Origin of the sequence: Budvicia aquatica DSM 5075 = ATCC 35567 (assembly GCF_000427805.1) — a bacterium.
Lineage (GTDB): Bacteria > Pseudomonadota > Gammaproteobacteria > Enterobacterales > Enterobacteriaceae > Budvicia > Budvicia aquatica.
This window is the reverse complement of the sequence record NZ_KE386585.1, coordinates 221,756-236,960: the sequence shown is the minus strand read 5'-3', so window position 1 is coordinate 236,960 and position 15,205 is coordinate 221,756. Positions and strand designations below refer to the sequence as shown.

The window sequence follows — 15,205 nt, the reverse complement described above, 5'->3', positions numbered from 1 at the left end:
TGGGAGGAATTTCTCTCATAGGGCTTAGCGGCATTCATCAAATTTTTGGACCTGTAATATGACTTCATTAAAATCAAACTCGGTAAAAAAAATGGGCATTATCGCATTAACGCTGGTAACCGCGTCGAATATGATGGGCTCAGGCGTATTTATGTTGCCAACCTCTCTGGCAAGTATTGGCTATATTTCAATATTCGGTTGGCTAATTACCATTACGGGGGTTATCGCGCTTGCATTGGTATTTGCGAAAACAAGTTTATTAACGCCGCGCAACGGCGGCATAGTGGCTTATGCTAGTGATGCATTTGGCCCATTTATCGGTTTTCAATCGACTATTTGCTATTGGATTAGTGCGTGGGTAGGTAACGTCGCTCTACTGGTTGCCGGGGTCGGTTACCTCAGCTATTTCTTCCCTGAATTAAAAGATCCGGTAAACAGTTGTATTACCGCGGTGGTGATTCTTTGGGGGTTTATTGCATTATCGACGCTGGGCTCCGGGGTTGCCGGGCGTACCGAGTCATTTACTGCCTGTTGTATGCTGGTGGTCGTTTTGGGCATTGGCTTTGTTGGTTGGTTTTGGTTCAAACCTGTGTTGTTCACGGAGGTTTATAACGCCACTAACCAGAGTTCCTCTTCAGCCATTTTGTCCTCTGCATCTATTGCGCTATGGGGGTTTCTCGGCGTGGAGTCAGCGGTTGTATCGACTGGGCAGGTAGAAAATCCGGAATCGACAGTGCCAAAAGCGACCGTACTTGGTCTACTGATCGCAGCCGTTTGTTATGTCAGCAGCTGTACCGTGATTATGGGGCTTGTACCACACAAAGAGTTGATTAACTCTGCAGCGCCTTTCGCTGATGCCGCCCGCTATATGTTCGGACCGATGGCCGGTAATATTGTTTCCGCATTGAGCGTTATTGCCTGTTTTGGTTCTATTTCTGGTTGGTTAATTCTGCAGTCAGAAGCCCCAAGGGCGGGTGCCCGCATGGGGTTATTTCCGAAGTTTTTTGCCGTAGTAAATAAAAATGATGTACCAGTGAAAGGCTTGCTTTTTACCGGGGTACTGATGAGCATTGTGTTATTGACGACGGCATCACCCAACTTAGCCAAACAGTTCCAGGTTATTATTCTTATGTCAGTATTTGCCTCTTTATTACCCTATATTTACGCTTTGGTTTCACTGCCGGTGATTATGATTGCGAAATCATTAAACAAAGGGGGCGCATTTATTTTCTACTGCATCATGGCAGTGATAGGGACGTTATACAGCCTGTTTGCGCTGTTCGGTTCGGGTTCGAACGCGATGTTTTGGGGAATGCTGGTCATGATGCTGACGATCCCACTTTATGCTTTTGTTGCTGCCAGCCGGTATAAAAAAGGCTCTAAAATATTGTATCTGGATGATAAAGAATAGTTTTTCACAAACTAGGCCCGTGATTCTATTGGCCTAGCTCACCATACTTTTAATTAAAATTATAACAATTTATTTACAATTTTGGCTTTAAGTGTGATAGTCGATCTACTTTATTAAACAGGCACATATCAATGCTATCTAGAAGGAATTTTTTGATATCCGGCGTAGCCCTGACCGGATTTGCCGTACTCAGCCCCGCATTATCCTGGGCTTCGACGCCAGCCGAAAGCAGTGACAGCGCAATATTCTTTAACCTCTCATTGCTGTTAACGGCAAAAACAGACCTCAGCCCGATAGTGGCACAACGAGCGCTACATTGTTTAACCGAGCAAGATGCGCAATTTCCACAAAAATTGCAGCAGCTTTCAGCTGAGATAACTCAGGCAAGGATTACTTCCGCCGACCGACTTTACGGCCATTCAATAATGACCGGTCCCCTTGGTGACACGGCTAAAAAGATTATTTCAGCCTGGTATCTTGGCTATACCGGCACGCCGGTGTCGCTACGTGCGGTCGATAATACTCGATTTGTGACGTATACCGATGCACTAGCCTATGCTCCAACTCTCGATGCCACCGTCATCCCGACCTATTCCCGCGGACGTACCAACTACTGGGTACAACCACCGGTAACCATAAAAAACGATTAAAACCCGTTTAAGATGTGAGTAACACTATGAGCAATCAATATGACGCTGATGTGATTGTCATCGGCTCAGGTGCGCTCGGCAGTAATGCCGCTACCATCCTCGCCCGCAGTGGCAAATCAGTGATTATTCTCGAAGCCGGGGAAAAGATCCCTCGCTGGAAAATTGTTGAAAACTTCAGAAACTCATCGAAAAAAGGCAACTATAACTCGCCATACCCGAATGATCCTTGGGCTCATCACTCTTATGACGAGCAATACATTGAAAATACTGGGCCGTTTGATTTTCGCCCCGGCATGTTAAAACTGGTCGGTGGGACAACTTGGCACTGGGCTGCCGCCTGCTGGCGCTATCTGCCCAATGATATGAAACTGAAGTCATTGTACGGCGTGGGGCGGGACTGGCCGATGGAATACAGTGAACTTGAGCCGTACTACCAAAAAGCGGAGGAGGCATTAGGCGTTTGTGGCAGTGACACTGACGATCAGAGTGGACAGGGTGGCAGCGCCTTTCCACCGCGCTCTAAGCCGTATCCTATGGAGCCGGAAGGTGAAACCTATCTGTTCCAGCGATTAAAAAGTCGCCTTAGCCCGGCAGGCTACCACTTTATCCATGAACCGAACGGGCGAGCTACTCGCACTTATGATGGTCGCCCGGCCTGCAGCGGCAATAACAACTGCATGCCCGTGTGCCCCATTGGCGCGATGTACAGCGGCGATAAGCATGCCCAGCATGCAGAAGATGCCGGTGCGATCCTGATGACAGACTCAACCGCCTGGAAATTAGAAAAGGGGACGGACGACAAAATTATTGCCGTTCATGTGCGCAGTTCCAAAGGTATTGATACCCGACTAACGGCAAAATATTTTATTGTCGCAGCACACGGGCTGGAAACGCCAAAATTGCTGTTGATCTCTGATATTGCCAACAGTTCCGATCGGGTCGGTCGTAATCTGATGGATCACACCGGAATGGGGTTACAGTTTCTGGCTGATGAACCGCTTTGGCCTGGGCGAGGTGCCGTTCAGCAGGGGGGAATATTTAACAATCGGGATGGCGATTTTCGTCGCCACCGCGCTGCGATTAAACATGCAATATCTAACAATGTGCCGAATATGGCCGTTGCTAGCCGCCTGATAGCGCAGGGCGTTATCGGCGCTGAGTTGGACAAACAGATTCGCCATCAGGCAGCGCGCTGGGTTGACATCTCGACGGTGTTTGAAATTTTGCCTCAGCCAACGAATACCGTGCGGCCGAGCACTACGCGTAAAGATGCTCTGGGTATTCCAATGCTTACCGTTCATTATGAAGTGGATGATTACGTTAAGGCTGCCAAGTCAGTGGTTGATGCTGATTATAAGCAGTTTGTCAGCCTGATGGGGGGAACGGTGATTGAAGATAACACCGGATGGCAGAATCGCGATCACCTGATGGGGACCGTCATCATGGGCGATAATCCAAAGGATTCGGTGGTAAACCATGAGTGTCGCTGTTGGGATCACAGTAATCTGTTTCTCGCCACTACTGGCGTGATTCCCGCTTCTGGCGTGATTAATCCAACGTTGACCGGCGTTGCATTAAGTATTCGTGCGGCTGAAATCATCGATCGTGAGATTTGAATATGAAAATACACTTCAAGTTTTTAGCGATAGTTGCCGTAATGGCAGGGCTCTTGGCCTCTTTTTCTCTGCAGGCTGAGGATGCTGAGGCTAATAAGGCATTGATCGAGCGCGGCAAATATATTGCTATTGCCGCAGACTGCGGTGCCTGCCACCGTCAGGCGGTTGAAAACGGCGTGCCGTTTGCCGGAGGCTATGCCATTCAATCGCCAATGGGGCGGATTATTGCCAGCAATATTACGCCATCTCAACAGTTTGGTATGGGTAACTATAGCGAGGCACAGTTTGCGGATGCGGTGCGCAAAGGCGTGACACAAGACGGTAGAAATCTTTATCCGGCAATGCCTTACACTGCCTACCATGGCATCACTGATGACGATATTCATGCGCTTTATGTCTATTTTATGCAAGGGGTAAAAGCGGCTGATATTGCGCCAACGGCGGTGACCCGCTTAGGTTTTCCTTTTAATATCAGGCAGGTTATGTGGGGTTGGAATCTACTGTACCGAAGCGAAAAGCCGTTTGAACAGCAAACCAATCTTTCTGAGCAATTGAACCGAGGCCGGTATTTAGTTGACGTACTGGGGCACTGCAGTACGTGTCATACGCCGCGTAATATGCTGATGGCCGAAAAGACCAGTCTTAACCTGTCGGGTAGCCCGCTAGGTGGTTGGTATGCGCCCAATATTACGCCTGACAGCAGCGGTATCGCCGGTTGGAGTCAAAGCGATCTGGTAACCTATTTGAAAACGGGCCACTTAGCGGGAAAAGCTCAGGCGGCAGGCCCGATGGCCGAAGCCGTTGAAAACAGTTTCCGATTTATGACTGATGAAGATCTGAATGCCATGGCTGCATGGATTAAACAGGTACCCGCAGTGGCAACACCGGTAGCGACTAAATCGGCCCAACCACGATTATTAACCGATATTAACAACGTGATTATCGGGCAGGGTGACCCGTCCTCGTTAGCGGATTATTCGCAAACCAACGGTGCCATGCTGTATGAAAGCGCCTGTGCCAGCTGTCATGGTCATCAAGGGCAGGGAACTTCTGATAATTTCTATCCGTCGCTGATCAACAATAGCGCTGTTTCCGGACCCGGCCCGCAAAATTTGGTAATGACCATCGTAGAGGGGATTCACCGTAAAGGCAGTGACAGTGATGTCAGTATGCCGGCTTTTGCGCAGCAGATGAATAACGGGCAGATTGCTTCACTCAGTAACTATGTACGCAGCCAGTTTGCCAATATTGACGATAGGCTAAGTGCAGAAGATGTGCAGACTTTACGTCATGGCGGTGAGCCACCGTTTATCGTGCGATATCTGTACTGGCTAATCGGTGCCAGCATTGTGATTGTACTGTTGATATTGTTTGGTTTGATGCGGTTGAGAAAACGATAGATTACACTGACTCATCAAATGAAAAAGGCCTGCTTATATCAGCAGGCCTTTCAATTTAGATATTATCCGCCAAGTACAGCATAAAAGAAGTTCGATAGAGATGTGATATTTAAACTCATTGAAAATTAAGTATATATCTCCTACGGTTACGGCGGGTAGATGAGTGGTTAGCGTAAGGGGAGTCATTTTATTTTGGCTGATTGTTTTGAATTGAATTCATTCTCTGATTAATTCAACTCGCTTTGGCTTATCCAAGTGAGCCAGAGTACTCCTTGGTTCCATTGGTAAATATTTATTATCAATAAATGGGTTTTTTGATAATACATTTAAATGCCACTATTGCGTTGTATCTTCAATTTATCTGAGTGTTATTTTCAAGATGAGGTCTATGAGCTAACTCCCTATAATTCATTCCTGTATGGGATTCTAAGCTATTTTTTCTTATCACCTAGGTCTTTGGCTTGTTTTATATTTAGACTCCTTAGGATTGATTATACTAATGATTTTAACCGCAGAGGGGAGAATTGGCTGACGAGTTAAATTCAAATGCCTAATCAATATGATTGTGTAGCGAGGAAACCCGTGTTGCTGGTTATTTAATCATTTTCAACGCATAAGAATATATACCAATAAGATTAAATCTTAATCAACGACAATCATTCATATTTTATCCTTGACCCTAAACTATGATTAATCGATAGCACTTTATGAATAAATTAAAATAATTAAATATCAAGTGATTAAGTATTTGTTCTTCATCTTATGATTTCACTGGTTTGATTTTAGTTCTCCTGAAATCATTCCATTAAGGTGATGATTAGTTGCGGGAAAACTGCTTCCATTGCGTGTTTTATCTATGGATTTTGAATATCAATTCCGCTATCAGATTATCGAATAATTAGAAAATAAGCCTACTTAAGTTGTTCATCTTAAGCTAACTAGCAACGCATAGAGGTGGCGGTGCTTAGTGTTTGAATATTATTGGTAATTACATGAGAAACTCTTTTGTTTTTATTGTTTTAATAATAACAAGTAGTTATTATATTGATTGTTAATTAAATTCAGTTACATTAATCTTAATTAAATTACAAATTGTAACTGAATGTAAGCAGGGAAAACTAATTCAAATAAGTAAAGTGGAGTCATTATTTGCGCAATCGATACAGCGGGCTTGCCTTCTGGTTTTTTTATGATAGAAAACCCTTATTTCACACGGTTTAATTAATAGATTTAGTCTATTAATTGGATGGTAATTGAATGGAATTTGCAAGTTTTAATCTATCGATAATGATCTATCGATCGAAATATATGATCAATTTTTGTTGTAATAATTTCTATGGTAAGTATTATTTTATGAGATTGCTAAAGGGATTTTAGATAATTTTATTTAAATCAATGCGTTGCGTTTTATGGCGAAAGGTGCGGCATGGAAAGACATAGTTGTAGCACAAATATGATTATTTGTAATAATTTTATGTTTCAATCTGTTTCCATGTTCAGCTTTAAACTCATGGAATTAAGGCTGTTAATACATTTTTTTATGATAGTCCAGCGGATTAAACGGATTTGATGATGTGTTTATTAATAAAAAATCGCTAATTAGTCAGACCGATAAAGATGCAATACTGATTGGTGGTGGAGATATTTACTTAACAATTCAGCACGCCAATCTTGAAATTGAATCACCCAATTCGGCTGACCAGAGTTATAACGAAATTAACATTAATAACAATAATTTAATAATGACATATCTGGTACTTCCGGAGTATATGGTGTCGGTATAAATAGCCAGCCAGATAAAACTGGTCTTATACCAAAGGTGAAAGTATTGAATCACCCTATAGTGGGAATGTTGATATTAAAGAGAGTTTTTGACTAATCGCTGTAAATGGACGGAATATTATCGATATAGGGAGGTTTTAGAATGAATTTTATAAATTATTTAATAGGGAAGTAATATGAAATATAACCTACCCGTATGCCATCATTGTGGGGAGAAAAATAGCGTTCGTAAACATGGCATAGCTCGTACTGGTGTTCAACGGTTTTATTGCATGGCGTGTAAAAGGTCATTTCAAGATAAATATATCTATCATAGCTGCGAAGACAAGATTATAAAAAAAGTAAAGAGTGAGATTGATAATGGCATATCTTACGTAGATATTAGCCGTAAGTTTGGTATTGAGCTCAGGCTGGTCCACCGATATATCAGCAGGCTAACTAAAGAAGGAAGCATTTAAATTCGGATGTGAATCTACATTTCAGGCTAGGTACATTTACCTGACTTATCAAATTGACGGTATTAAAGGATAAGCTACTATTCTGCGTGATGACAGGGAGTATGTATTGAGATTGACCCGTTTAGATATTGTGGTGGATGTTTTTATTTTACTGGCGATTGCATTGATGATACCTATACCATGGTTACTATCATTTGGCCAAGTAACAGGTTGTTATCACCAAGGGACGCTTTATTGCGCTTCTATCGCTGAACTTAGAGACCCCCCCTCAAAGCCGACCACACGCGAAAGTTCTTATCAGGAGTCGCCTAAAATACGCATACCTTTTCGGTAGTATCATCGATATGAATGCACGGTGATACTACCGATGATGTTCGGTGTGTTCTGGACACCAAGTTGGTGGAAGAGGTTCTTGTTCTTACTGGCATAAGGCCATTATGCTAAACATTGAATTAGGTATTGGTGCGCTACTGGTGATCGACGCTATTGCCCGTTACCGTCGAAGTTAGGTGCAAATACCATTGCCGGTATAGATATTGACCATCAAACAGTTAATGCCAATCACCACATGTTAATGACTACCCTAACCGCAGCGCGGGCTCCGGTATAAACTGAGCCCAGTTTGAGTGACTTTAGCCTATGGTAAAGTCACTCTTTTATGCTAACGAGTGCCCTGAAGAAGAGGATATTGGCTTGAAGGCCTCGTTGTCATGCGGTATTTCACCATGGGGTAAGTCATCACGCTGAATTATCCAATCAATAGCAAACTCCCTGAATGCCTGAGTAATCGGCTGTAGCCGGTTTCTCTTCAGCGCGCTGAGTACCGTGAATTTTTTAATCACCTCACTGCGAGCCATAGGAATAATCGCCATCTCATTCCCTACGCAAACTTTCGCCACCGCAGAAGAAAAGAATGTTACACCCACCTGGTTTTGTACCAGCTCCAGTACAATATTCACCTGAGAGCATTCTCCAACCTTATTCGGTTTTATATTAGCTCGGTTGAAGATATCGAAAATAATCGAACTGGCCCCGGTATTTTTGTCAGGTAAAATAATTCGCTCTTCTCTTAAATCTGTCATATTGATAAATTTCTTTTGTGCTAACCGATGTTTCTTTGAAACAATGAGTACCATCTCATCTTCAGTCAACGTTTCATCATCAACCAAACTATTTCTTTCATTTTCTATTGGTTGGGTATAAATGGCCGCATCAATAACACCGTTAACCATATCTAATATTAAGTTTTTAGTATCACCTTCAATAATAGTTATTACTACATCAGGAAACTTCTCCTGAAATGCAGAAATCAAAGAATAGAGGTTTAAATATCCAATAACACGTTCAACGCCTATTCTAAATGTACCGTTTATTTGATGCTGTCGCGTCATCACTTTATTATTAAAGCCCTCTACGGCATTAATTAACAATTTTGCATCTTCTATGAAACGTTCACCTAAGTCAGTAGGCACGACAAAGCGCGTGGTTCTGTCGAATATCTTGATGTTATACTTTTTTTCAAGCTTCGATATTTGTTGTGAAAGAGATGGTTGAGTAATGTTAATTACTTCCGCCGCTTTTGTAAAACTATTCCATTTAGCAACCTCAATCACATAATAAATTTGACGTAGTTCCACAATAGTCACCCCGATTTATAAGATTTACCTATAAGATTTATTATTTTTGGCTTATAGGTAAAGCCTATAAAATATATATTTTTACTCGATGGAATAATGTGTTTGAGAACACATTATTATTATTATTTTAGATGGAGTATAGAGACAACCTTAAACCAACTTAAGAAAATATAACACTAAAACATTAACTCCGAACTTTTTAAAATATTTTAAATGAAATATTCAATACACCCTTTAATCAAGGAGATATTATATGGCCAGAAGTTTAGTCCGGCTTTCAGATAAAGAACTCCAAGCGCTTAAACTGAAAACGCGCCGAGTGGTAGAAACTGAGCTTGAAGCGCTCTCACCTGAAATGGAAGTCACTAACGTATTCCCTGAAAAACTGTGGGATATTTGTCGTGAAAACGATCTCTACCGCTTATCTCTGCCGGTTGAATATGGTGGCATGGGATTATGCTGCGAGCAGTATTTTCAGGTACTGGAGGAAATATGTCGCGGTCCCGGTGGTATTCGTATGTACCTACACAACGTCAACGGCCTGGACTGGCATATTCTTCATGATCACGGCAATGAAGAAATGAAAGCCAAATGGCTGCCGCTGATGGCAACCGAAGAGTACTTTATCACCTTTTCCCTCACCGAAGCGGGCTGTGGTTCTGGTGCAGATATCCAGACTAAGGCTGAGAAAAAAGACGGTAAATATATTCTTAATGGACGTAAGACACTGATTTCATTTACTGATATTGCCGATGCGTTCTACGTCATTGCCGTTACCGATGAAACTAAGCGTAAAAAAGGCGGCATCAGCGCATTTATTATCGAAGCCGATCGCCCGGGCATTCGGGTTGAACCCATGCCGCATATGATGGGCTGTAAAGGTGCCGGCCACGGTCACGTGGTAATGGAAAACTGTGAAATTCCTGAAGCTAACCTGCTGGGTACAGAGGGCTATGGACTAGAGATCTTTATGGATGCTTTAGCCATCTCCCGCGCCTCTATCGGGGTAAGCTGTTTGGGGATGTCTCAACGCTTCCTGGAACTGGCCATTGCTCGTGCAAAAGACCGCGTAACCTTCGGAAAAACCTTGGCGTCTCGTCAGGCTATTCAGCAAACTATCGCGGATATGGGGACTCAGATCTATGCCCTACGTTCAATGCTGCTGGACTGTGCCAAACAGTTCGACCGTGGTGAAGACATTGAGATGAAGTCATCCATGTGTAAGCTCCACGGTATCGATACGGTACGTGCCGTTTCTGACGCCTGTCTGGAAATCTTCGGTGGTATTGGCTATTTCGAAGATAACCCTTACGGCCCGGTTGAGAGAATGTACCGTGATGCCCGTGCACTATGGCTAGAAGAAGGCCCACGTACCGTTCAACGCCTGACGGCTGCTCGTCCGTTAATTAAAAATGGCGGATTTATTGAATAACCGTGGCAGGCCATTTTATTCAGTAAATAATAGCGTTTTTTAACGCCTAAAAAATTAGCCGGATAATAAATAGAGATATATGTGAAACCATTTTTCACAGGGATAGTGACATTTAAAACATGGGAAAACATATCGTTAAATATTATTCCGGCTAACTGTTTATTTTCGTAGATTGATTAAATAATTAGGTATATTCAGATGAAGCCATTATCAGGTGTCACCGTTATTGAATTAACTGCGCACGTTGCCGCTCCCGCCTGTCCGAGAATATTAGGCGACTGGGGGGCTAATATTATTAAGATTGAGCCACCGTCTGGCGATCCATTCAGACAACAGGCCCCGTTATTTAATATGCCGTACACCGATGAAGTCAATCCGGCTTTCGATATGGCGAATATTAATAAAAAATTTGTCTGCCTGAATTTAAAAACAGCGCAAGGCAAAGAAGTTTTATACAAAATGCTGGAAACCGCCGACGTGGTGGTCACTAGCTATCGGACCGAAACCCTCAAACGCATGGGCCTGACCTATGAAGAGCTACGCGAACTTAACCCACGATTGATCTTTGCTCAGGTCTTAGGCTACGGCGAAAAAGGGCCAGAAAAAGATACTGCCGGCTTTGATGCCACTGCCTACGTCGCACGCGGCGGGCTTCTGGGTTCCATCAATGAAAAAGGCGAATCGCCGATTAACTCGGTTAATGCCTTCGGTGACTTTCAGGTTTCAATCTGCCTCGCTTCCGGTATCAGCACTGCACTGTATGCCAGAGAAAAGACCGGTAAAGGCGATAAAGTCACCGTCAGCCTGTATCACACGGCGCTGTATATGATGAGTATTGCCGTCGTCTCCTCTCAGTTTGGCAATCAGTATCCAAAATCTCGGCGAGAAGTGGGTAACCCATTTAACAATACCTACAAAACCAAAGACGGCCGCTGGATGGTGGTATGTATTCCTGAATACGATAAATATTTCAATAAATTCGTCACGTTAATTGGGCGCGAAGACATTATCGGCAATGAGGATTTTTGTACTATCGGCGAAATATATCGCCGGGGTAATGCCTCAAAAATGATCGACATTATCAGCGCGGGCTTTGCCCATAAAACCATTGATGAATGGATGAAGATATTAAAGGAAAACGACTTTGCCTGTGAAAAAGGCTATTTGCCAACGGAAATATTAGAAGATCCACAGGCCTGGGATAACGACTGTTTACGCAAATTAACCTATCCAACAGGCGAGGAATATATCTTAACCACTACGCCGGTAAGGATGGCAAGCGTGGGTGATATGGAGATGAAAATATCTAAACCGTTGGGGTACCACACCGAAGACGTTATTAAACAATATGGTTATTCGGATGAATTTATAAAACGCTTAGGTTAACGCGCTTTTCAGACAAACGTTAAATATCCATAGCGTTACCAATAATAAAAATGACTTTATTGTTTGTCGGTTACTCGGCAAACAATATATAGGAGCGATATATGAGTTCCAGTATAGGCAATATACGCTGGCGGATCGTCTGTTTATTAGCATTAAGTTATGCCGTTTTATATATCACCCGCAGTACCATGTCGATTGCCGGCCCGGTACTAATGAAAGATTTTGGCTGGAGCGCAACTGAATTTGGTTGGGTATCTACTTCATTCTTTATTGGCTATGCGGTCATGATGCTGCCTTCCGGCTCACTCTCCGACCGTTTCGGCGGCGGGCGAATCTTAATTCTCGGTACGCTGTTTTGGTCGCTACTCACCTTCCTGACCCCGTTTGCCGGCACCATTATTATCATGATGATTCTACGAGCGCTGGTCGGTATGGGCCAAAGTGTAGCCATGCCGGGAATCTCAGCGTTGGTCGCTCAATGGATCACTAAAAAAGAGTCGGGCGTTGCTCAGGGCTTCTGCCTGATGGGTATTCCGATCGCCACTGCATTTACTATGGGTGCCTCTGTCGGAATTATGCAGGTGTGGGGCTGGCAGTCGATCTTTTATCTATACGCCTTTTTAGGTCCGATCTGGGTAGTGGCGTGGCTGATGTTCGGTAAAGACAAACCCGAAGATCATGCAAAAATTACGCCGGCAGAAGTTGCCTATATCCGGGCAGGACAGGGGGCAAGTGATATTCCCGGACAGGCTGAAGAAGAGATTACCTCGAAGGATATTTTCGCCTCCCGCTCAGTCTGGTGCGCGGCAATCTCCTACTTCTGTAGCAATTACCTGTTTTTCTTATTCCTGACCTGGTTGCCGGTTTACTTCTCCGTTGGCCGTGGTTTTTCTCTCTCAGACAGCGGGATCTACACCATGTTCCCGTATCTCGCCGCCGTTATAACTTACCCTTTGGGCGGATATCTAACCGATCGGGCGGCCGAAAAGTTTGGTCAGAATATCGGGCGTAAGTTACTGCCTATCGTCGGACTGATTGCCGCCGGCAGCCTGCTAATTATGGGCTCATCGGCTGAAAACATCGGTACAGCTATTGCCTATATCAGTGCCTCTAACGGTTTTCTATGCCTGACCATGGGCGGTTTCTTCTCTATTCCTATTGTGTTCTCACGTAAGAACGCCGGGAAAATTGTGGGCTTTAATGGCATATGGGGCACCAGCGCTGGCGTTCTGGCACCTATTGTCACCGGGCTGATTATCGATATGACCGGCGTTTATACCTACGGCCTTTACCTTGGCGCCGGCGTTGCACTGGTCGGCGCGGTGGTCATGCTTTTCGGCTGCCAGGTTAAACCTCTCACGGCAAAACATTAACCAAACCGGGTCTATCCGAGCCCGTTTTATCAGAGCTAGTTGAATTTGTATAAGGAATACAGCGATGGATTTCAAATTAACTGAAGAGCAGGAATTATTACTCAGTAGCATCGGCGAACTGATTTCAAAGAACTTTCCCGATGACTATTTCAGAACCTGCGATGAGTCCGGCAAATTTCCGGTCGAGTTTATGAATGCACTGGCAGAAAACGGTATTAGCCTGTTGGGCATTCCCGAAGAGCACGGTGGAATTCCGGCGGATATGGTCACTCAGGTTTTAGCCATTGAAGAGATTGGTCGCATGGGCGCACCAGCCTATCTGATGACCAACGGCCTGTGTATTCACAATATGCTGAAGTTTGGTACTCCGGAGCAAATAGCCAAAATTTCTGAAGTCAGCCAGACCGGCATTCCCGGCTATTCACTGGCCTTTACCGAACCTCAGGCAGGCTCAGATAACAGTCGGATTGCCACGACCTATACCCGTAAAAACGGCAAGGTATACCTCAACGGGCAGAAAACCTTTATTACCGGTGCTAAAGACTCACCCTACATGTTGGTGTTGGCTAAAGATCCCGAGGCCAAAGACCCTAAGCATTGTTTCACCATGTGGTTGATTGACCCCACGGCTCCGGGAGTCAAACGCAATGACTTACATAAAGTCGGCTGGCATATGGTCAGCAACTGCGAGGTATTTCTCGACAATGTTGAGATAGATGAAAGCGATATGGTGGGTAAAGAAGGCTACGGCTTTATTCACCTGATGGGCAACTTTGAAATTGAGCGCTTGGTTATTGCCGCACATGCATTGGGCGCGGCGGAGTGTGCTTTTGAAGATGCGGCCAAATACGCGACCCAGCGGGTGCAGTTTAATCAGCCTATCAGCCAGTTCCAGATGATTCAGCTTAAGCTGACCCAGATGGCGATCAAAATTCAGAACATGAAGAACTATGTTTACCGCACCGCCTGGGAAAGTGATAACGATATCTCTCTGCGCTGCTCCTCAGCAATGTGCAAAGTTTACTGTGCCCAGTCTTCCTGCGAAGTGGTTGATGATGCATTACAAATCATGGGGGGTATTGGCTATACCAACGACACCCGAGTTTCACGGCTGTGGCGCGATATTCGGGTTAACCGTATCGGCGGCGGCACGGATGAAATCATGGTGTATATCGCTGGCCGCCAGATTACCCAACAGTATCAGAATAAATAACCGCCTCTGGCCGCCCCTTCAGCGGCGCGGCCGTGAGCGATAACCGGATGAGTGAAATTATGAATATTATTACCTGTTTTAAACTGGTTCCCGAAGAACAGGACATTGTGGTTAACAGCGATCTCAGCCTGTCTCTTGATAAAGCCGAAGCCAAAATTAGCCTATACGATCTCAATGCCGTGGAAGCCGCCTGTCAGTTAATTGACGGCGGGGAAGGTCAGGTGATTGCCCTCAGTGCGGGGGGCAAGGCGCTGGATAATTCCAAAGCCCGTAAAGACATTCTGTCCCGCGGGCCTGATGCGCTTTATTTAGTGAAAGACGAACAGCTGGCCAACAGCCAGCCTTACGAAACCGCCAAAGCGCTGGCCGCCGCCGCCGCTAAGATTGAGTTCGACGTGATCATTTGTGGTGAAGGTTCCGGCGATCTTTACGCACAACAGGTCGGATTGCTCACCGGCGAACTGCTCGGCCTGCCAACCCTAAACGCCGTCAGCCATATCGCTGTCAACGGTGACGGGCTACGGATTGAACGCACACTGGAAAATGAAGTGGAGATTATTGATGTTTCTCTTCCGGTACTGCTGTGCGTGACCTCTGATATTAACACGCCAAAAATTCCCTCCATGAAGGCCATTCTGGGCGCGGGTAAAAAACCGGTGACCCAATGGAGCGGGGCCGATATTGGCTGGTCAGCATCCGGCTGCTTAGTCGAACCGGTGGCAGTGGTTGCACCACAGCAAACTGAGCGTAAGCGTTTGATTATCGAAGGTGATTCAGACGACGCAGTGAGTACGCTGGCAGAGCATCTGCGCAAGGCGATGAACTAAAGCCATCACGGCAGGAGAAA

General features: G+C 44.8%; 12 protein-coding genes. 11 read left to right on the top strand and 1 reads right to left on the bottom strand.

Annotation, left to right across the window (positions count from 1 at the left end; translation table 11 throughout):
- Positions 1 to 58 precede the first annotated feature (58 nt).
- The 6 genes from YWE_RS0123070 to YWE_RS31715 all read left to right on the top strand — a co-directional run bounded on the left by YWE_RS0123070 (position 59) and on the right by YWE_RS31715 (position 7,826).
- On the top strand, positions 59 to 1,411 hold the full coding sequence (locus tag YWE_RS0123070; protein ID WP_029096576.1) for an amino acid permease: 1,353 nt from the start codon (positions 59 to 61) through the stop codon (positions 1,409 to 1,411).
- A 131-nt stretch (positions 1,412 to 1,542) separates the two neighbouring features.
- On the top strand, positions 1,543 to 2,061 hold the full coding sequence (locus YWE_RS0123065) for a sugar dehydrogenase complex small subunit (protein WP_029096575.1): 519 nt from the start codon (positions 1,543 to 1,545) through the stop codon (positions 2,059 to 2,061).
- Positions 2,062 to 2,087: 26 nt separating this feature from the next.
- Positions 2,088 to 3,677: a GMC family oxidoreductase gene (locus YWE_RS0123060; RefSeq protein ID WP_029096574.1), complete on the top strand. Its 1,590-nt coding sequence runs from the start codon at positions 2,088 to 2,090 to the stop codon at positions 3,675 to 3,677.
- A 2-nt stretch (positions 3,678 to 3,679) separates the two neighbouring features.
- On the top strand, positions 3,680 to 5,077 hold the full coding sequence (locus YWE_RS0123055) for a c-type cytochrome (RefSeq protein WP_029096573.1): 1,398 nt from the start codon (positions 3,680 to 3,682) through the stop codon (positions 5,075 to 5,077).
- Positions 5,078 to 7,035: 1,958 nt separating this feature from the next.
- A complete protein-coding gene (locus YWE_RS32175) occupies positions 7,036 to 7,317 on the top strand; it encodes an IS1/IS1595 family N-terminal zinc-binding domain-containing protein (RefSeq protein ID WP_099044127.1) in 282 nt (93 codons plus the stop codon).
- 377 nt (positions 7,318 to 7,694) lie between these two features.
- A complete protein-coding gene (locus tag YWE_RS31715) occupies positions 7,695 to 7,826 on the top strand; it encodes a hypothetical protein (protein WP_282705591.1) in 132 nt (43 codons plus the stop codon).
- 147 nt (positions 7,827 to 7,973) lie between these two features.
- On the opposite strand, the gene YWE_RS0123040 is transcribed toward YWE_RS31715, so the two are convergent.
- A complete protein-coding gene (locus YWE_RS0123040) occupies positions 7,974 to 8,954 on the bottom strand; it encodes a LysR family transcriptional regulator (RefSeq protein ID WP_029096571.1) in 981 nt (326 codons plus the stop codon).
- 253 nt (positions 8,955 to 9,207) lie between these two features.
- Between YWE_RS0123040 and YWE_RS0123035 the strand changes: the two genes are divergently transcribed.
- The 5 genes from YWE_RS0123035 (at position 9,208) to YWE_RS0123015 (ending at position 15,185) form a co-directional block, all read left to right on the top strand.
- Entirely contained in the window at positions 9,208 to 10,386 is a 1,179-nt protein-coding gene (locus tag YWE_RS0123035) for an acyl-CoA dehydrogenase family protein (protein WP_029096570.1), read from the top strand.
- Positions 10,387 to 10,584: 198 nt separating this feature from the next.
- Positions 10,585 to 11,772, top strand: coding sequence for a CaiB/BaiF CoA transferase family protein (locus YWE_RS0123030; protein WP_029096569.1), 1,188 nt, complete (start codon positions 10,585 to 10,587; stop codon positions 11,770 to 11,772).
- 101 nt (positions 11,773 to 11,873) lie between these two features.
- On the top strand, positions 11,874 to 13,145 hold the full coding sequence (locus YWE_RS0123025) for an MFS transporter (protein WP_029096568.1): 1,272 nt from the start codon (positions 11,874 to 11,876) through the stop codon (positions 13,143 to 13,145).
- Positions 13,146 to 13,209: 64 nt separating this feature from the next.
- A complete protein-coding gene (locus tag YWE_RS0123020; RefSeq protein WP_029096567.1) occupies positions 13,210 to 14,358 on the top strand; it encodes an acyl-CoA dehydrogenase in 1,149 nt (382 codons plus the stop codon).
- A gap of 59 nt (positions 14,359 to 14,417) precedes the next feature.
- Complete coding sequence (locus YWE_RS0123015) at positions 14,418 to 15,185, top strand: electron transfer flavoprotein (protein WP_029096566.1); 768 nt, start codon at positions 14,418 to 14,420, stop codon at positions 15,183 to 15,185.
- The last annotated feature ends 20 nt before the right edge of the window (positions 15,186 to 15,205 follow it).